Source organism: Streptomyces capitiformicae (genome assembly GCF_002214185.1).
GTDB classification, from domain to species: Bacteria; Actinomycetota; Actinomycetes; order Streptomycetales; family Streptomycetaceae; genus Streptomyces; species Streptomyces capitiformicae.
This window is the reverse complement of sequence record NZ_CP022161.1, coordinates 2,488,007-2,507,295: the sequence shown is the minus strand read 5'-3', so window position 1 is coordinate 2,507,295 and position 19,289 is coordinate 2,488,007. Positions and strand designations below refer to the sequence as shown.

12 protein-coding genes and 1 pseudogene are annotated in these 19,289 nt (G+C 69.7%); 9 read left to right on the top strand and 4 right to left on the bottom strand.

The genetic code is table 11. The annotated features are described in order from the left end of the window. Nucleotides 1-102: 102 nt before the first annotated feature. The 4 genes from CES90_RS11040 to sbnB are packed head-to-tail and all read left to right on the top strand — an operon-like array spanning nucleotide 103 to nucleotide 10,701. The gene (locus CES90_RS11040; RefSeq protein WP_189784544.1) at nucleotides 103-3,405 is read left to right on the top strand and encodes a non-ribosomal peptide synthetase; all 3,303 of its coding nucleotides are present in this window, start codon (nucleotides 103-105) and stop codon (nucleotides 3,403-3,405) included. Then, the gene (locus CES90_RS11035; protein ID WP_189784545.1) at nucleotides 3,402-8,630 is read left to right on the top strand and encodes a non-ribosomal peptide synthetase; all 5,229 of its coding nucleotides are present in this window, start codon (nucleotides 3,402-3,404) and stop codon (nucleotides 8,628-8,630) included. Before CES90_RS11040 ends, CES90_RS11035 begins: the two co-directional genes overlap by 4 nt. Nucleotides 8,631-8,687: 57 nt before the next feature. Further along, complete coding sequence (gene sbnA / locus CES90_RS11030; protein WP_189784546.1) at nucleotides 8,688-9,668, top strand: 2,3-diaminopropionate biosynthesis protein SbnA; 981 nt, start codon at nucleotides 8,688-8,690, stop codon at nucleotides 9,666-9,668. 31 nt (nucleotides 9,669-9,699) lie between these two features. Continuing rightward, nucleotides 9,700-10,701: a 2,3-diaminopropionate biosynthesis protein SbnB gene (gene sbnB, locus CES90_RS11025; RefSeq protein WP_189784547.1), complete on the top strand. Its 1,002-nt coding sequence runs from the start codon at nucleotides 9,700-9,702 to the stop codon at nucleotides 10,699-10,701. Nucleotides 10,702-11,075: 374 nt separating this feature from the next. Here the strand turns inward: sbnB and CES90_RS11020 are convergent, their stop codons facing one another. Beyond that, entirely contained in the window at nucleotides 11,076-11,924 is an 849-nt protein-coding gene (locus CES90_RS11020; protein WP_189784619.1) for an alpha/beta fold hydrolase, read from the bottom strand. An 84-nt stretch (nucleotides 11,925-12,008) separates the two neighbouring features. Further along, nucleotides 12,009-12,398, bottom strand: a pseudogene (locus tag CES90_RS11015) (hypothetical protein); the annotation flags it as partial. Between the two features lie 69 nt (nucleotides 12,399-12,467). On the opposite strand from CES90_RS11015, the gene CES90_RS11010 reads away from it, so the two are divergent. Together CES90_RS11010 and CES90_RS11005 are read left to right on the top strand one after the other, a co-directional pair. Further along, nucleotides 12,468-13,091, top strand: a complete 624-nt coding sequence (locus CES90_RS11010) for a TetR/AcrR family transcriptional regulator (protein WP_189784548.1) — start codon at nucleotides 12,468-12,470, stop codon at nucleotides 13,089-13,091. A gap of 37 nt (nucleotides 13,092-13,128) precedes the next feature. Continuing rightward, nucleotides 13,129-14,883: a TniQ family protein gene (locus CES90_RS11005; protein WP_189784549.1), complete on the top strand. Its 1,755-nt coding sequence runs from the start codon at nucleotides 13,129-13,131 to the stop codon at nucleotides 14,881-14,883. Between the two features lie 106 nt (nucleotides 14,884-14,989). Here the strand turns inward: CES90_RS11005 and CES90_RS11000 are convergent, their stop codons facing one another. Beyond that, entirely contained in the window at nucleotides 14,990-15,730 is a 741-nt protein-coding gene (locus tag CES90_RS11000; protein ID WP_189784550.1) for a VOC family protein, read from the bottom strand. Nucleotides 15,731-15,891: 161 nt separating this feature from the next. Between CES90_RS11000 and CES90_RS10995 the strand changes: the two genes are divergently transcribed. The 3 genes from CES90_RS10995 to CES90_RS10985 all read left to right on the top strand — a co-directional run bounded on the left by CES90_RS10995 (nucleotide 15,892) and on the right by CES90_RS10985 (nucleotide 17,650). Further along, nucleotides 15,892-16,413 (top strand): helix-turn-helix domain-containing protein, encoded by a 522-nt coding sequence (locus tag CES90_RS10995; RefSeq protein WP_189784551.1) that lies wholly within the window; start codon nucleotides 15,892-15,894, stop codon nucleotides 16,411-16,413. Between the two features lie 83 nt (nucleotides 16,414-16,496). Next, nucleotides 16,497-17,129, top strand: a complete 633-nt coding sequence (locus tag CES90_RS10990; RefSeq protein ID WP_189784552.1) for a hypothetical protein — start codon at nucleotides 16,497-16,499, stop codon at nucleotides 17,127-17,129. A 176-nt stretch (nucleotides 17,130-17,305) separates the two neighbouring features. Beyond that, the gene (locus tag CES90_RS10985) at nucleotides 17,306-17,650 is read left to right on the top strand and encodes a DUF2516 family protein (RefSeq protein WP_189784553.1); all 345 of its coding nucleotides are present in this window, start codon (nucleotides 17,306-17,308) and stop codon (nucleotides 17,648-17,650) included. A gap of 21 nt (nucleotides 17,651-17,671) precedes the next feature. On the opposite strand, the gene CES90_RS10980 is transcribed toward CES90_RS10985, so the two are convergent. Further along, on the bottom strand, nucleotides 17,672-19,150 hold the full coding sequence (locus tag CES90_RS10980; RefSeq protein WP_189784554.1) for a PP2C family protein-serine/threonine phosphatase: 1,479 nt from the start codon (nucleotides 19,148-19,150) through the stop codon (nucleotides 17,672-17,674). Between the last annotated feature and the right edge of the window lie 139 nt (nucleotides 19,151-19,289).

Genomic DNA, 19,289 nt, shown 5'->3' with positions numbered 1-19,289 from the left:
CCTCTGTGTTTTCGAATCGGCGAAGAAAACTTGTGCTGCGTCCGCGTTTCAGCGTGGCGCCAATCAGGCATGCGCCAAAAAATGTACACGAGGGAATCCCCGGTGATATCACAGTCTGCTCCGGCACTGGCCGGCGAGCCGCAGGAGTGGAACGACACAGCCCGCAACGGGCTGTCGCTGACGCTTCCCCACATGTTCGAGGACCAGGCCTTACGTACCCCGGAAGCGACCGCAGTCGTATACGACTCGACCGTCCTCACCTTTCGAGAACTCAATGGACGAGCCAATCAGCTGGCACGTCTGCTGATCGCCCGTGGCGCCGGCCCCGAGGAGCGGGTGGCGCTCGTGCTGCCGCGCTCGGCGGAGACGCTGATCGCCATCCTGGCGGTCTCCAAAGCGGGAGCCGCCTGGGTTCCGGTCGATCCCGAGTACCCCGAGACGCGGATCGCCGGGCTGTTGGCCGCTTCGCAGCCGCTCCTGGTGCTGAGCACCCGCGAGACCGCCCGCCGACTGCCGGGCGGCACGGATGTCGTCGTCCTCGACGACGACGAGACCGCCGATGCCCTGGCCGGACGGGCCACCGACAACGTGACGGACGCGGAGCGCAGCGCACCACTGGTCCCGGATCACGCCGCGTACATCATCCACACCTCGGGGTCGACAGGCGCACCCAAAGGCGTCGTCGTGCCGCATCGCGGCCTGGCCAGCCTGGCTGTCGACCACATCGAGCGGTTCGGGATCGTGGCGGGCGACGGCGTCCTGCAGTTCGCCTCGTTCAACTTCGACTGCTCGGTCGGCGACATGGTGATGGCCCTGGCCTCCGGGGCGGCCCTCATCGTCCGCCCCAAGGACTGCCTGTCCGGGCACCAGTTGGGCGAACTCATCCAGCGGACGGGCGCCACCCACATGACGATCCCGCCCCAGGTCCTCGCCGCCCTGCCGCCCGCCGACTACCCGTCCCTGAAGACGATCGCCACCGCGGGCGACGTGCTCCCCGCCGAACTGGTCTCCCTCTGGGCGCCCGGACGCCGGATGTTCAACGCGTACGGTCCGACCGAGGCCACCGTGGACGCCCTGGCGGCGGAAGTCACCGCCGGGACGACCGTGCCGCCGATCGGCCGGCCCGTGGTGAACACACGCGCCTATGTGCTGGATCCCGTCCTGCGGCCGGTGGCGGTCGGAGTGGCGGGCGAGTTGTTCATCGCCGGGGCCGGGCTGGCCCGGGGCTACCGGGGACAGCCGGGACTGACCGCCGAACGGTTCCTGCCCTGCCCGTTCGGCGAACCGGGCGAGCGCATGTACCGCACGGGCGACGTCGTACGCCGGCGTGCGGACGGGAACCTGGAGTTCCTCGGGCGGGTGGACGAGCAGGTCAAGATCCGAGGATTCCGGATCGAGCCGGGCGAGATCGAGGCCGCGTTGAACCAGCATGCCGCTGTGTCGGCCAGTCTGGTGACAGCCCGGGAGGACCGGCCGGGCAACAAGCGCCTCGTCGCCTACGTCGTCCCGGCACAGGAAACCGTGCCGGATCCCGCGGAGGTGCGGCGGTACCTGGCCGCCCGGCTCCCCGACTACCTGGTGCCCTCGGCCGTCGTCGTGCTCGACGCGTTTCCGCTGAACGCCAACGGCAAACTGGACCGCCATGCGCTGCCGAGCCCCGACCTGTCCGCCCTGTCGTCCGGCAGAACACCGTCCACGCCCCGGGAAGAGCTGCTCTGCTCCCTGTTCACCGAGGTTCTGGGGCTCGACAGGGTCGGTATCGACGACCGCTTCTTCGACCTGGGCGGGGACAGCATCCTGACCATCCAGCTCGCCGCCAAGGCCCGCCAGGCGGGCTGGGTGCTGGAACCCGCCGATGTGTTCGCCCACCAGCGGGTGGTGGAGTTGGCGCCGCTGATGGTCCCGGTCGCCGCGTCGGCGGGCACCGCCCCCGAGGAGCCGGGCGACGAGCTCGGACCCGTGCCGCGGACACCGGCCGTGGCGAGGGCGCGTGTACTCGCTCCCCCTGCGGCGGTCTTCTGGCAGTCCGCCGTGATCGGTGTTCCGGCCGACCGGGACCCGGCGCTGCTCGTCCCGGGGATGCAGGCGGTGGTCGACCACCACGGCGCCCTGAGGATGAGGTGGAACGACGCTCCGCGGGATGCGGAGGCATGGGACGCGGAGGTACTGCCGCCCGGAGCGGTCGACATCGGGACCGCCGTGGAGCGGGTCCGGATCACCGCCACGGACGATCACGGCGTCAGGACGGCGGTGGAGGAGGCGGTGCGCAGCGCCGCGGCCGGACTGGACCCGGCGAAGGCCCGCGTGCTGTGCGCCGTGTGGTTCGACATGGACGAAGGACCCGGACGCCTCGCGCTCGTGGCCCATCGCTTCGTCGTGGACCACACGTCCTGGGCCGTGCTGCTGGCCGACTTGGAGACAGCGTGGACGGCTCTGCACGAGGGGAAGCCGGTGACGCCGGAACCGGTGGGCACGTCGTACCGGCGCTGGGCACGGCACGCGGTGGAGAGAGGAAGTGGACCGGTCGGCGAGGCGGAGGCCACCTGGTGGGCCGAGACGCTCTCCGTACCCGATCCGGCGCTGGGCGTGGACGTACCCGGAGCGGAGCCCGCCGCCCCGGCGAGGGAGCTGACGGTTCGTCTCACCGAAGCGGTGAGCGCTCCGTTGCTCACCTCCGTGCCGGAAGCCTTCCGGGCCCTGCCGCAGGACATCCTGCTGACCGCACTGGCGCTGGCGGTCGCCGAATGGCGGGTGCGGGGCGGGCAGTCGGCCGACAGCGCCGTACTCCTCGATCTGGAGAACGACGGCCGTGCCGAGTTCGCGCCCGGCGTCGACCTCTCGCGCACCGTCGGACTCCTCGCCGACGACCACCCGGTGGTCCTGGACGCGGGGCTTCCGTCCTGGGACGAGGTCCGTGCCGGAGGCGATCGCGTCGGAGAAGCCATCAAGCGCGTCAAGGAACAGGTGCGTTCGGCTCCTGGCCAGGGTGCCGCGTTCGGCAGCCTGCGATTCCTCCAAGCGCACCCCGCGCCCGGACTCTCCGGTGGCGCCTCGCCACAGATCGGCTTCCGGCACACGGAACGTGGCGCGGTGGCCGGGCGGAAGCACCCGGCGGACCCCGTGGAGTTCGGCGGGGAGCGCATGACACCCGGCCACGCGCTGGAGGTCACCTCGGTCCTGCACGGCCCCCCCGAGTCCCTGCGACTCGGCACCACGTGGACCTGGCTCCCCGGGCGGGTCGCGGAACACGCCGTCCGGGAACTGGCTGCGCTGTGGGCCGAAGCGATGGAGGGCATCGCGGCCCACGGCGCACGCCCTGGTGCGGGCGGACACACGCCTTCCGACCTGTCCCTGGTCTCCCTGAGCCAGGACGAAATCGACGACCTTGTGAGTGAGTGGGAATGAGTGAGAGCTCCGGCCTGACCGACATCCTGCCCCTGTCGCCGCTGCAGGAGGGAATGCTCTTCCATTCCCTGTACGACGAGCAGGGCATCGATGTGTACATGCCGCAGATGGTCATCGAGCTCGACGGAGACGTCGACGCCGACGTCCTCCGCGGTGCCATTGCGGCCCTGTTCGCGCGCCACGACAACCTGCGCGCCTGTTTCCGCACCCGCACGCGTCGTGGTGCACCGGTCCAGGTGATTCCGGCACGCGTGGATGTGCCGCTGACCGAGCACGACCTGGCCTCCCTCCCGGATGCCGAGCGGACGGCCGAGATATCCCGCCTGATGAGTGAGGACCAGGCGCGGCGATTCGATCTGACCCGCCCTCCGCTGCTGCGGTTCATGCTCATCCGGCATGCCGAGCGCCACTGGCGCCTGGTGATGACCCATCACCACATCCTGCTCGACGGCTGGTCGATCCCGGTGCTCATCGGCGAGCTGCTCACGCTGTACCGGCAGGGCGGCGACGACACCGGCCTGACCCCGGTGGCCCCCTACAAGGACTACCTGGCATGGCTGTCCGGACGGGACTGGGGGGCGGCCCGCCGGGCCTGGCAGCGGTCCCTGGCCGGCGTGGACGAGCCCACGCTGGTGGCACCGGCGAGCGCGGGCCGTCCCCCGACGCTGCCCGACACCATCGAGGCCGCCCTGGACGAGTCCACGACCGCGGCACTCACCGCGCGGATCCGCCGTCACGGGCTCACCCTGAACACGATCGTGCAAGGTGCCTGGGCGCTGGCGCTGTCCCGCCTCACGGGCCGTGACGACGTTGTCTTCGGCGTCACCGTCTCCGGACGGCCCACCGAGGTCGAAGGCGTCGAGCGGATGATCGGCCTGCTCATCAACACCGTCCCGGCACGGCTGCGCGTCAGGCCCGAGGCGACCCTGGTCGAACTGCTCGGCGGACTCCAGCAGGACCAGGGACGGCTGCTGCCGTATCAGAACCTGGGTCTGACCGAGATCCAGCAACAGGCCGGGTCGGGAACGCTGTTCGACACGCTGATGGTGTTCCAGAACTATCCGACCGCCCCCACCGCGGAGCAGCGGACGGCCGGGGACGTCCGGCTCGTCGACGCCTACAGCATCGACGCCACGCACTACCCGCTCGGTCTGACCGTCTTCCCGGGGGACACCCTGCGGCTGTGCCTCGACCACCAGCCCGAAGCCGTCGACCGGGACACGGCCGAGCGGCTCCTCGGCTGGCTGGTACGGCTGATCGAGGCGATCGCCGCCGACCCCCTGCAGCCGCTGTCCGCCGTCGAGGTCCTGGATCCGGGCGAACGGGAGCGGATCCTCGGGGAGTGGAACGGCCCCGCCCACGAGATACCCGCCACGACTGTGGCGGAACTCTTCGAGGTCCAGGCCGCCCGCACTCCCGACGCGGTGGCCGTCATCGTGCAGGGCAAGAAGCTCACCTTCTCCGAGCTGAACGCCGAGGCGAACCGGCTCGCCCGCGTCCTGGTCGCCCAGGGCGCCGGCCCCGAACGCCTGGTGGGGCTCGCCCTGCCCCGGTCGACCGACCTGGTGGTCGCCATCCTGGCCGTCCTCAAGTCGGGTGCCGCCTACGTACCGATCGACACCGACTACCCCGCCACGCGAATCGCCCACCTGGTCACCGACGCCGATCCGGTCCTGGTCGTCACCACCGGTGACCTGCGTTCGGTCCTGCCCGAGGGCACCGCGGTGCTCGTCCTGGACGCCGCCGACACCGCCGCGTCGCTGGCGGACAGCCCCGCCACGGACCTCGGCCACGACGAACGCACCGCCCCGCTCACTCCGGACAACGCCGCCTACGTCATCTACACGTCCGGGTCGACCGGTCTCCCCAAGGGCGTAGTGGTCCCGCACCGCAACGTCGTCAACCTCTTCCACGACCACCGCACCGAGCTGTACCGGCCGGAGACGGCCCGACGCGGGGCCGATCGCTTCCGGGTGGCCCTGGCGGCCTCGATCTCCTTCGACGCCTCGGTGGCCGGCCTGCTGTGGATGCTAGACGGCCACGAACTGCACCTCGTCGACGATCAACGCCGCTACGATCCGACCGCGTTCGTGGAGTTCGCGGTGGCGGCCCACATCGACGTCGTGGATGTCACGCCTTCCTTCGCCGAGCAACTGGTGGCGGCGGGACTGCTCACCGGACCCCGTCCCGCGCTGCTCGTGGTGGGCGGAGAGCCCATGTCCGCGTCGCTGCTGGACGAGCTGACGGCGGCGCGGGACACCGTGACGTACAACTTCTACGGCCCGACCGAATACACGGTCGACGCGACGTCGTACCGGCTCGACGCGCCCCGGGGCCAGGTCATCGGCCGTCCGGTGTGGAACACGCGCGCCTACGTCCTGGACAAGAACCTCGCGCTCGCGCCGATCGGCACCGTCGGTGAACTCTTCCTGGCGGGCGCCCAGGTGGCACGCGGCTACCTCGGCAGGCCGGGCCTGACGGCGGACCGGTTCCTGCCCTGCCCCTACGGCGGCTCCGGTGAACGCATGTACCGCACCGGCGACCTCGTACGCCGGCTGCCGGACGGCAACCTCGAGTACGTGGGCCGCGCCGACGATCAGGTGAAGGTGCGCGGCTTCCGCGTCGAACTCGGTGAGATCGAGGTCGTGGTTCAGCAGCACCCCGCGGTCGACCAGGGCGCCGTGGTGACGAGGGAGGACACGCTCGGCAACCAGCAGCTCGTCGCCTACGTGGTGCCGTCCGCGGCCCCGGCCGGCCAGGAGCCGGAAGCGGACGACGCGACGGAGCGGCAGCTGGACGAGTGGCTCCAGGTGCACGAGGCGATCGACACCGACGACACCGCGCCCCTTCCCTTCGGCGAGGACTTCGGCGGCTGGGACTCCAGCTACAGCGGCGACCCGATTCCCCTTCCCCAGATGCGGCAGTGGCGGGGCGAGGTGATCCGGCGCATCGCGGAACACGATCCCGCGCGGGTGCTCGAGATAGGTGTCGGCTCCGGCCTGATCCTGGCCAAGCTGGTCGACCGGGTCGAGGAGTACTGGGGCATCGACCTCTCGCCGACCGCCATCTCTCTGCTGGAGGCGCACATCCGGGAGCAGGGGCTCACGGAGAAGGTGCGGCTGCGCAGTCAGCCCGCGCATGTGACGGAGGGGCTGCCGACCGGATACTTCGACACCGTCGTCATCAACTCCGTGGTGCAGTACTTCCCCAACGGCGCCTACCTCCGCCAAGTCATCGAACAGGCACTGGACCTGCTGGCACCCGGCGGTCGCGTCTTCATCGGAGACGTGCGCCGGGCCGAGACCCTGCGGGCCTTCCACACCGCGATCCAGGTAGGCCGCGCCGCAGACGGTCACGACAGCGGTCGGCTGCTCACCGCCGTGGAGCGCGCCACGCTCCTGGAGCGGGAACTCGTCATCGACCCGGAGTTCTTCACCACGCTCGCCGCCGAGTACGGCGGGAGGATCACCGGGGTCGACATCCGGTTGAAGCGCGGTGAGCCGCACAACGAGCTGACACGGCATCGCTACGAAGTGGTGCTGCACAAGGCATCCGCGGCCGCCACGTCCTATGCGGGGCTGCCCGAGCTGGCCTGGGGGCAGGACGTCGACGGCCTCGACGGACTCGCCGACCGGCTGGCCGGCCACGACGGAGCGGTCCGCGTCACCGGAATCCCCAACGCGCGGCTCGTCCCGGAGGTCTCCGCGGCCGCCGCCCTGGCCGAAGGAGCCCCACTGTCCCGGGTCCGGGCCCTGCTCGCCAGGACCCCGGGCGACGCGGTCGACCCCGAGGCGGTGCACGACTGGGGACAGCTGCACGGACGCGGCGTATACACCACCTGGTCGCGTGCGGAAGCACACGCCTTCGACGCGGTCGTCCTGCCGACCGCTGAGGAACCCATGACGCTGACGGACGTCTACGCCGCGCCGGCCGACGCCGGACCCTGGCAGTCCGCCGTCAATGACCCCGCGGGCGCTCGCCGCACGGGCGAACTCGCCGTCTCCATCCGCGGCCATGTGAGCCGGACCCTGCCGGACTACATGGTGCCGAGCGCCGTCGTGGTCATGGACAAGCTGCCGGTGACACCCAACGGAAAGCTGGACCGCAAGGCGCTGCCCGCCCCCGACCTGTCCGCCGTGGCGTCCCACCGCCGCCCCCGCAACCAGCAGGAGGAGACACTGTGCCGGCTCTTCGCCGAAGTGCTCGGCATCGAGCGGGCCGGAATCGACGACAGCTTCTTCGACCTGGGCGGAAACTCGCTGCTCGCGATCCGGCTCGCCTCCCGGGTGCGTGCGGTGCTGGAGGTGGAGCTGCCCGTCCGCGTGCTGTTCGAGGCGCCGACCATCGAGGCCCTGGCCGCCCGGCTCGGAGTCGAGGACCGCGAGGCCGGACTCGGCGTCCTGCTACCGCTGCGCCCACGCGGCAGCCGCCCGCCCCTGTTCTGCGTCCACCCGGCGGGCGGCCTCGCCTGGCCGTACGCCCGACTGGTGCACCTGCTCGGCGCGGAGCAGCCGATCTACGGCATCCAGGCCCGTGGCATCACCCGCCCCGACCTGGCACCACGCACCATCCAGGAGATGGCGGACGGTTACATCGAGCACATCCGTACCGTGCAGCCCGAGGGCCCCTACCACCTGCTGGGCTGGTCATGGGGCGGCCGGATCGCTCACGAGGTCGCCGTCCGGCTGAGGGAACCCGGCCACGAGGTGGCCTTGTTGGCGATGCTCGACTCCCGGCCCTCGGTCGCGGACAGCGCCCCTCCCGGTGAGGAGGAGTTCGTCGCCTACATCCTGTACGAGCTGGGCCTGGACCGGGACGCGCTCGGGGCGGACGCGCCCCTCACCCTGGAGCGGCTGCACACCGTGCTCGGTGACAGCGGCTCCCCGCTGGCGGAACAACTGGCCGAGTCCGGATCGTCGTTGGCCGGCCTGGACGAACCGGTGCTCAGGGCGATCTACGACATCTACCGCAACGAGGCCGGCATCGGCGCGGAGCCACCGCGGATGCCCTTCGACGGCGATCTGCTCTTCTTCACCGCCGGCCGTGAGCCCGGGGCGTCCTCCCTGGCCGGTCTGTGGACGCCGTACGTCCAGGGCCGGGTGGACAACCATGAGGTCGACTGCGAGCACCTGGCCATGGCCGACCCCGAGCCCCTCTCCGAGATCGCGGCCGTCGTCGAGAAGCACCTCGGCGCCGCGCGGAACACCTCGGACTCTCGCTGCTGAGGCGCGTCGGCACCCCGGTCGACCGGGGTGCCGACGCGCCGGAAGGGCCCACCTCAAATGATTTTCGAAAGTGCCGCGGACATCGTCCTCGACGATGTCTTCCTGCGCCTGTCCGATTTCGTTCCCGACGTGAGTGTGCTCCTGAAACTGGAAGGGCTGAACCCGGCCGGGTCGGTCAAGCTGAAGACCGCCGTGGCCCTGGTCGAGGCGGCGGAAGCCGTCGGCACGCTCGGGCCCGGAGCGCGGCTGATCGAGTCGTCCTCCGGCAACCTCGGCATCGCCCTGTCCGTGGTGTGTGCCGCGCGCGGTTACCGGCTGACCGTGGTCACCGACCCCAATGCGGCGCGACAGGCGATCCGCGTCATGGAGAGCCTCGGCACCGACGTCGTCGAGGTCACCCACCGGGATACGCACGGCGGCTATCTGCGCACCCGGCTGGACCACATCCACCGACGGCTCGCCCTCGAGCCGGAACTGGTCTGGCTCAACCAGTACGCCAACCCCGCGAACGTCGGCGCCCACCGGGAGCGGACCGCCAAGGCGGTACACCGGGAACTGGGCGACATCGACGCCCTCTTCGTCGGGGCGGGCACGACGGGGACGCTGATGGGCTGCGTGGAGTACTTCGCCCAGTACAGCCCGCGCACCAGGGTCATTGCGGTGGACGCGGTCGGCTCCGTCACCTTCGGCGGCGGCGCCGCACCGCGTTTCATCCCGGGGCTCGGCACGAGCCGACGGCCCGAGATCTATGTCGACAGTGACGCCTTCGAGAAAGTGCGGATAGCGGAGACCGACACCGTCGCCATGTGCCGCATGCTCGCCGCCCGGTACGGGCTGCTGGTCGGCGGCTCCACCGGAACGGTCCTCGCCGCCGTGCGACAGCTCGCCCCGACGCTCGCGCCCGGCTCCCGGGTCGCCGCCATATCCCCCGACCTGGGCGACAAGTACATGGACACCGTCTACTCCGACACCTGGGTCGCCGAGCGCTACACCAGAACGCCCGACCTGGCCGGTCTCGGCCACGCGACCGCGAGCTGACCCTTCGTAAGCAGAGAAAGAGAGAGCCCCCGTGACGACCTTCTCCGTGGTTCCCGGTTCGGTGGTGTCCGACGTCCTCGCCGACTCCCACAAGGACGTTCTGCGCATCGTCACCCAGACCTACCTCGCGCACGAGCAGGGGAAGTCGGTGAACCCCGACAGCTACTTCCTGCGCTTTCCCGAGAAGCCCAACGCCCGGGTCATCGCGCTGCCCTGTTACCTCGGTGGCGACGTGGACACCATCGGCATGAAGTGGATCGCCAGCTTTCCCGACAACATCGAGCACGGCCTGCCGAGGGCCTCCGCCACTCTGCTCCTGAACGACTACGCGACCGGCTACCCGCTCGCCTGTCTCGAAGCGGCGGGCATCAGCGCGGCCCGTACGGCGGCCTCGGCGGCGGTCGCCGCCCGGGAACTGACCCGCGAAGCGGGAGAGGTACGCGTCGCGGTCATCGGCGCCGGAGTCATCGCCCGCACGATCCTCGACTACCTCAAGGCGAACGACATCGCGATCGCGGACGTGCTCGTGCACGACCTCGACGCCACCAGCGCCGGCCATCTGGCCCAGCACGCCATAGAACGACTCGGTGTTCGGGCCACCACGGGCACCCTGGCCGAGGCACTGACCAAGGACCTCGTCGTCTTCGCCACCACGGCGGCCACGCCCTATGTCCCCGCCGACACCCCGCTGCGCGCCGGTCAGGTGCTGCTCAACATCTCCCTGCGGGACCTCGCTCCCGAACTGCTCCTGGGCTGCAACAACATCGTCGACGACGTCGACCACTGCCTGAAGGCGCAGACCTCGCCCCACCTGGCCGAACAACTCACCGGGGCGCGCGACTTCATCACCGGGACGTTGGGAGCGCTGCTGGAGGGCAAGGTGACCCCGGACCCCGCCAAGCCCACCGTCTTCTCTCCGTTCGGGCTCGGCATCCTCGATCTGGCCGTGGGCCACCAGGTCCTGCACATGGCGAAAGCACGAGGCGGCGTGGTGGAGATCCCCGACTTCATCGGCGAGACGAAGCGCTGGTAAACCCCGCCGCCCTCAGGACGATTCAAAGGTGCGGTGCGCGACGGGCACGGGTGCGCCATCCCGCCCTGTCCCGTCTCGCTGAAGAGACCTGGGCGCAGGCCACGGCCGTGACCGCGAACCCGGGGAGTGCCTCACCCGGTGGCCCGGGCCGCCGTATCGCCACGACCTGTCCGGTCCCGCTCAAGGTGAGGCAGCGTGAGTGTCTGACCTGGGGTGCCTCAGTTTGAGCGAGACGGGGGCGGATTGGCTGTCTCGCTCAATCCTGTTGGCGCTCTTTGAAATCCCCACCCGCGCTCGCCGTGTTCCTCCAGACCTGCTCATCTCAGGTCCCCGCGCTGGATGGCATGTGGCTGGCTCGGCCTCGACGCCCCCGCTCAGCTCTCCCCGGGCAGCGGGTGTTCCTTGACGAAGCGGCGGAGCTCCGCGGTGAGGCCGGCCGGGTTGTCGAACTGGACGAGGGTGCGGGCGTCGGGTATCTCCACGTAGCGGGCGTTCGGCAGCAGCTCCGCGAGACGGCGCCCCGTGGCGGGCGGCATCATGCGGTCCTCGGCGCCCCAGGCGACCAGTGCGGGGCGAGTGAAAGAAGGCAGGTTCGCGGCGGCCTTCAGATAGCAGTCCGGGTCCGCGCTGCGGCAGAACTTGGCGAAGTCGCGCCGGATGTCGCGGCTGCTCAGCAGTGGGCCGTACCAACGGGCGATCAGCTCCTTCGGGAGCCGCTTCTTCGCCATCCCGCCGAGTGACGTCTGCGTGCGAGCCAGGGCCGGGAAGCGGAAGGACTGAAGGAGGAGGAAGAGGCCGCCGGGAATCTTGCTGGCCCAGTGGAGTGTTCTGCCCTGAATGCCAGGTGGGTAGTTGTCCATGGCCTCGCAGGAGGTGAGGACGAGCCGGGCGATGCGATGGTCTCGTACGCCGATAAGGAGTTGAGCCGTTCCGGTGTCGTTCTGGACGAGGGTGACATCACGGAGGTCCAGGCAGTCCATGAACTCGGCCAGAAGCGACGCGATGCCGTGCGCGGACAGGTCGGCGTCCGGCCGCATGGGCCGCCGGTGGCTCCCGATCGGCAGTACGGGGACCAGCACACGGAAGTCGGGCCGGAGGTCGGAGACGACCTCGCTCCACACCGACTCATCGAAGCCGAGGCCGTGAGCCAGGACCACGACGGGGCCGTCACCGCCCGTGTCCTCGTAGTCGATCGTCCCTGCGCTCAACTCGATCTCGGGCATGGCACTGCCTCCGGCTCGGTCGCATATTTCTTGATAGATCGTTCTAGTGAGAGAAATGGCCCGGGTGCCGAGATCCGTGTGGCCTGCCTGCATGGGGGCAGCGGCGACCAGCAGCGCGGCGAACACGATGGGGGCGGCTGTCTGGTACCCCATCCAGAGTTCACCCCCGGCGCTGCTGCCCTGTCGCGCCATCAGGAGGCCGATCAACGCCGCCAACACCCAGCCACTGTCGTAGGCAACCATGAGCTGCGTGTAGGTGCGCATCGACCGGCTGCGCGTGTATCTGATCTCGATGCCGCCGCCGATCAGCAGGGCCACGCCTGAGACGACCATCAGCCAGGCCGGCGTGCCGAGTAACCGGCCGAGCGGGGCAGCGCCGGCGATGTAGACAGCGGCGAGCAACACCTTGAAGGCGCCATCGGCGATGGCGCCCACCGTCTGGCGGGTCACCCGCGGTGCCACGACCTGGGCCATGAGCGTCCTCCTCAAAGCTCGTCCCGACTGGTTCCGTAACGAGATTACGGTAATAATCAAACTATGAGAATGACGAGAGCGGAGGCCAAGGAACGCAACCGCCGGGCCTTGCTGGACGCCGCGTTCCAGGTCGTTGCCCGGGATGGGTACCGGGCCAAGCTTGATGAGATCGCCGAACGCGCCGACCTGACCACCGGCGCCATCTACTCACTCTTCGGGAGCAAGAACGGCCTGGTGGTCGCCCTGGTCGCTGACTACCTGCGGCCGTACTACGAGGAGATCGAGCAGGCGGTTCCCGCTGGACTTGATCTACTGGAAGCGGTCGACGCCTTCGCGCGGTACTACCGGCGCAGTTGTGACGCCCCGGACGCGCTGTCTCGTCTGTCGCTCCAGATCACCTTGCTGGACATGGTCCTGCATGACCCAGAGCTGGGGTCCCAGCTCGCCACGTCCATCCGGGCGCAGGAGAACCATCTGATCGCGCTGTTCACCGGAAGGTCGCACAACGGAACCGTCGTGACGTCGCAACAGGCGCAACGTCTGACCACCGCGCTCAGGGCACTGTTCGTCGGTCTCAGCCAGGGTGTCCCGCTCGGTCTTGCCCCTGGTGCCGACGAGCAGTACTTCGCCGACGTTGCCCGCGCTCTGGCATCCGGGGTGTCCCTCATCGATCACGATGGGGATGCTTCGTGATGGGCAGTCAGGATGAGGTCTCCTCGGGTTCACCGTCGTGAGTCAGATCCGCGACGACTTCCACCAGGCCGACAAGGCCGTTGCGGAGCCATGGGAGTGTGATGCCTCGGGGGCGGTGGTCCAGGTGGAAGGCCTGTTCGAACTCGATCTGGGTGGTGCCGGTGAGGTGCGCGACTTTGCGTTCGGTCTCCGGCCGGGGATGCTCACCGAGGGCGAGATGCCGGAATACCTGTTCCGCCGCACTCGCGGAATCGTCGGGCTCCTCAAACGGCTGATCGAGGACGGGTGCACCGAGGCGATGGAGTCGGGGGCAGAGGAACTGACCCCGGAGTTGCTGTCGAGATCAAGCTGGGAAACCACGACGACCGCGACCCAACGGCCGGCGAGATTCCCGAAGTTCCCCACGATGTCCCCGTCCCCGCTCGGAAGGCACGCAAGAAAGGCCGCAACAGCGTCTTCGACGACCACGGCGGGAGCGTGGCCGGTGGTTGAGCCGTCAGGGCTGTCCGACCTGCGGCCGTTGCCGCGGAGCCTGGACCCGCTGGAGGACGAATCGTTGCCCGGCTACCTCCTCCGGCTGTCCTACCGGCTGAACATCGGACCCGGACCGCTCGTCCTCCGTGCTGGTCTCCCCAACAGCCGGAGGGACAGGACAACCCTCATCCGTATCCCGGTCTCCTTCGCGGTCAGCCTGGATGAACCGGACATCATCGCCCTCTGTTACTCCACCCGCTTGTCACGCCGGGAGGTGGACGGCCTGTTGCTCGCCTCACTCGGGAGCCGCTACGGGGCTCTGAACCCCGCCTACCGAGGTCGGCAGCCTCACCGAGGCCGGGACAGCTTCAGCGCCAAACGCCTGCAGTACAACAACCCATGGGTTCTGACCACGCGAACGCAGTACTGCCCGGACTGCCTCGCGGGAGACGGCTCCGAGATCCAGCGGAGTCTGGGTGGTGCCTGGCGCAGGCTCTGGAGGCTACCGCCGGTCTTCTGCTGCCCTCGCCATGAACGGTTCCTCCGCCGTTACTGCCACCATTGCGGCGAGCTGGTCCAGAACCGTCACAGCAACGATCTCATCGCCCGTCCCCGGGACAGCGAGTTGCATCCTCTCCAGTGCAGAGCGACCCCGCGGCAGGGAGAGCTTCGGGCAGCGCGCCCGGCCTGCGGAGCCGATCTCACCCAGGCTCCCAAGGACACTGAGCCGATACTCAGAAACCCCCGATCACGAAATGCCCTCTTCGCGCTGCAAAGGAAGTTCCTGTCGTTCCTCTCCCCGGACGGCCCCAAACAGGTCAGCAGCGTCGGATGGATCATCCCCACTGCGCAGTACTTCCAGGACCTCCGCGGCGTCGTCGCTCTGATCTTCATGACCTGGCCTCAAGCCCGGCCCCACGCAGCTACTCCTGAACTGGCACGGGTGATCGACGCTGAGGCCGCACGGCGTCACGGGCTGTTCCGTCGTCGCGGCGCGGAGCCACGGAAGAACCTGCGGTCGACCGCATACACCGACCCTCCAGATGACCCCGTCGTCACGGGCGCAGTCCTCGAAATCGCGGACCGCCTGCTCCGCTCACCCGATGAAAATGCCGCAGCCGATCTCCTCGTCCCTCTCGTCGACGAGGCCAAACGGATCCACCAGCCGATCAGCTACCCCCTTCGCAGCCCTTGCGGCGCTTCGATTCCGCTCCTGGTCGTCCTCGCCTACCACCCCCGAGGCAGCCGAAGCCGCCGCGACCACATCCAGCGCATCGCGGAAGGACACTCCATCCGCGCGACGAGCAGTTGTGACTGAGTTGAGCGGTGCGGTCGGCGAGCAATCCGGTCGAGCCGACGCACAAGCTCTCGGCGCCCCGGATTGACCGGGATACCGAGCCCACCCACGGGGTCAAGGCTCCGTGTCAGGACCGGGCGAGGACGCAGAATTCGTGACCCTCCGGGTCGGTAAGACACGTCCACGGGACGTCGCCCTGGCCGACGTCGAGGTCGGCGGCGCCGAGGGCCCGCAGCCGGGCCACCTCCGCTGCTTTGTCGTCACCAGGGTCCGGCACCAGGTCAAGATGGACGCGGTCCGGCACAGTCTTCACGTCGGGCGAGCGGAGGAACTCAAGATACGGGCCGACACCCTTGGCCGAGCGCCACACCGCATGGTCGTCCGTCACCTCGTGCAGGGTCCAGTCCATCGCCTCGTCCCAGAACCGGGCCATGGCCCGCGGATCCGCGCAGTCGACCACCACCCGGGCGATCGGCCCGGTGCCCCGGTACATCTCCCGAGGCTCCAGCACGCAGAACTCGTTGCCCTCCGGGTCAGCGAGGACCGTCCACGGCACGTCGCCCTGGCCCACGTGGGCGGGCGTCGCACCGAGAGCTTTAAGGCGCGCGACCAACCCCGCCTGATGGGCCGCAGAGGTGGTGGCGAGATCGACGTGCGCACGATTCTTTGTTGCCGTCTTGGGTTCCGGGACGGCAATGACGTCGATGCATACGCCGACCGGGTCCAGCCAATCGAAGCCGACGGGTTTGGCGGCGGTCGCGCCCGATCCCTCGCCGGTGACACTCCAGCCGAGCGCCTCCGCCCAGAGCCGGCCGACCGCCGAGTCATCAAGAGCCTTTATGTTCACCAGGACAGGTCGCAGTGTCATGCGGGCGATCCTATGCACCGCTCTGCAAGTCACAGCCGTGACAACGAGCGCTGAAATGTGACAGCTAACGCTGGAAGTCACACGCGTGGCGCGGCGTGGTGTGGCGCACTTTTGCAAGCGGGTGCTTGCAATAGTTAGCGAGGGTAGGGCATGGTGGAGGCATGGCATCGCTCAACGTCGGCAATCTCGGTGAGTATCTGCGTGAACAGCGGCGCAACGCGCAGCTGTCGCTCAGGCAGCTCGCCGACGCCGCCGGGGTGTCCAATCCGTATCTGAGCCAGATCGAGCGCGGGCTGCGCAAGCCGAGCGCGGAGGTGTTGCAGCAGGTCGCCAAGGCGCTGCGGATCTCCGCCGAGACGCTGTACGTGCGGGCCGGCATCCTCGACGCCGAGCGGGACCGGGAAGAGATCGAGACGCGCGCCGTCATACTCGCCGATCCCACGCTGAACGAGCGGCAGAAGCAGGTGCTGCTCCAGATCTACGAGTCCTTCCGCAAGGAGAACGGGTTCGAGGTCGTCATCGGCGAGAGCGCGGGCGGGGACGCGGACAGCAAGGCGGACAGCAAGGCGGACAGCAAGGCGGACAGCAAGGAAGACGTAGAGGCAGACGCCAACGAAGACGTAGGCCCCGGCCCCCGTACGGCCGACGGCAGCGATGCCGGTCCGCGGCAGGCGGGACGTTGACCGAGCCGTACGGCTCATCGACCGCGGACCACCGGACCACCCCAAAACCCTCAACCGAAAGCCCATCCGGGAGGACCATCACCATGGCCATCACCGACGACATCCGCAAGGCCGTCACCGATCCGACGCCCTTCTACTTCGCCGCCGGCACCGCCGACCTCGCGCTCCAGCAGGCGAAGAAGGTGCCCGCCATCGTCGAGCAGCTGCGCGCCGAGGCGCCGGCCAAGATCGACGCCGTACGCAACACCGACCCCAAGGTCATGCAGGAGAAGGCGACCGCCCGGGTCAAGGAGGGCCAGGAGAAGGCCGCCGCCCGCGTCAAGGAGACGCAGGAGACCCTCCAGGTCAAGGTCAACGAGTTCCTCGGCACCCTGGACACCGACCTGAAGAAGCTCGGCGAGACCGCCCAGGACCTCGCGCTGCGCGGTGTCGGCGTCGCCGCCGAGTACGCCGTGAAGGCCCGGGAGACGTACGAGAAGGTCGCCGAGCACGGCGAGCAGGCCGTGAAGACCTGGCGTGGCGAGGCCGCGGAGGAGATCGAGGAGCTCGCGATCGTCGTCGAGCCGAAGGCCGAGCCGGTCGAGGTCAAGGACGAGCCGGCGGCTAAGCCCGCCGAGGCCACGGCCACGCCCGCCGCCGCCAAGAAGCCCGCGGTGAAGAAGGCTCCGGCCAAGAAGACGACCACCGCGAAGAAGACCACGCCGCCGGCCAAGTAACGCGAAGAGGACCGCGGCCGTCGGCCGGGCGGGCGATACGACACCGGACGGACACGGCACTGGAACGGGCCGGGCACCTTTGGGGTACCCGGCCCGTTCTACGGGTACGGTGGCCGCGTAAGAGTGTTCGGAAGACCGTGGCCGCAAGAGCGAAGAGAACGGGTGGTGTGGGCGGCATGCTGATGGAGGGCTTCGCGGGGTTCATGGGGCTGTTGCAGCTCGCTGTGATCGCCCTCGCCGCTTTCGCGCTGATCGACGCCGCGTTCCGGCGGGAGGACGCGTTCCGCGCGACCGACAAGCAGACCAAGGTGTTCTGGCTGATCATCCTCGGGATCGCGCTCGTCGTGAGTCTTGTGTTCCCGCTTCTGTCCTTCCTGCCGATCATCGGTCTCATCGCCAGCATCGTGTACATCGTGGACGTACGCCCCGCGGTGCGGCAGATCTCCGGCGGCGGTGGGCGCGGTGGCAACCGCGGGTCCAGCAGCGACGGACCCTATGGGCCGTACAACGGCGGTCGGTGAGCCGACCGACGCCCGACCGCGTCAGGCGTCGCGGTCCAGGAGGAGCACCGCCACGTCGTCGGTGAGTTCGCCGCCGTTGAGGTCGCGGACCTCGTTCATGGTGGCGCACAGCAGTTCCTCGCCGCGCAGGCCCTCGGTGAGCCGGCGGCGGACCACGTCGACCATGCCGTCCTGGCCCAGGCGCTCCTTGCCCTCGCCGATCCGGCCCTCGATCAGGCCGTCCGTGTAGAGCATCAGGCTCCAGGCGGCGCCCAGCTCGATCTGCGTACGCGGCCAGCGGGCGTTCGGGAGCAGCCCGAGGGCGGGGCCGCCGTTGTCGTACGGCAGTAGCTCGGCCAGCGGAGTGGTGCCGTCCGGGCCGGGGCGGGCGATCAGCGGGGACGGGTGACCGGCCAGGCAGAGGCCGGCACGGCGGCCGTCGGGGGCGATGTCGACCGTGCAGAGCGTCGCGAAGATCTCGTCGTTCTCGCGCTCGTGCTCCAGGACGCGCTGGAGTGTGGAGAGCAGTTCGTCGCCGCACAGGCCCGCGAACGTCAGCGCCCGCCAGGCGATCCGCAGCTCCACACCGAGCGCCGCCTCGTCGGGGCCGTGCCCGCTGACGTCACCGATCATGACGTGCACCGTGCCGTCGGGGGTGCGGACCGTGTCGTAGAAGTCGCCGCCGAGCAGGGCGCGGGAGCGGCCGGGCCGGTAGCGGGCGGCGAACCGCAGGGACGAACCCTCCAGGAGCGGGGTGGGGAGCAGGCCGCGCTCCAGGCGGGCGTTCTCCTGGGCGCGCAGTTTGGACTCGGTGAGGCGGCGTTCAGCCGTGTCCGAGCGCTTGCGCTCCACCGCGTAGCGGATCGCGCGGCTGAGCAGGCGGCCGTCCAGTTCGTCACGGAAGAGGTAGTCCTGCGCGCCGACCCGTACCGCCTCCGCGCCGCGCTCGGCGTCACCGGAGTCGGTGAGGGCGAGTACGGCGTGGCGGGGGGCGAGTTCTAGGACGCGTTTGAGGACGGAGAGTTCCTCGTCGCCGGCGTGGCGGGGGGCCGAGCCGGTGGTGGTGCCGGAGCCGTTGCCCTCGGGGGTGCGGCCCGGGGTCGGCAGGGCCAGGTCCAGGAGGATGCAGTTGACGTCGTCGGTCAGCAGTCGCTGGGCCTCGGTGAGGTTGCGGGCGGTGCGGACGCGGATCGGCTTGCCCGCGGAGTCGAGCAGCTCGGGCACGTTGAGGGAACCCGCCGGGTCGTCCTCGATCAGGAGGACCGTGAGGTTGGTGGGGGCCGTCGGGGGGATCGGGCCGGGCGGGTCGGTGGGGTTGACGTCGCCGTGGGGGGCGTCGGCGGCAGCGCTGGTGCCGGCGGTCGCGTCGATCGGGGTCGTGGAGCTGTCGGTGGCAGGGGCCATGGCCGAGGTGTTCAGGGCTGCCCCCTCTCCGGACGGGCCGCTGGGTGCGGACGCTGCGTGTGCCTGACCGTTCTCCACGGCCGGGATCGCTCTCTGCCGCGGTATGGGTACGGGCATCGTCTTGGGTTCCTTCCCTCCCCCCGAGGGCACGGTGAGGCGAGGGACCTCGACCCACCGAGCGGGACCTTAGCGTCAGGCGCCGCCGCAACGGAATGGGTGGCGGCGCGCCGGGCGGCAATCCGCCGGTGTCATATGC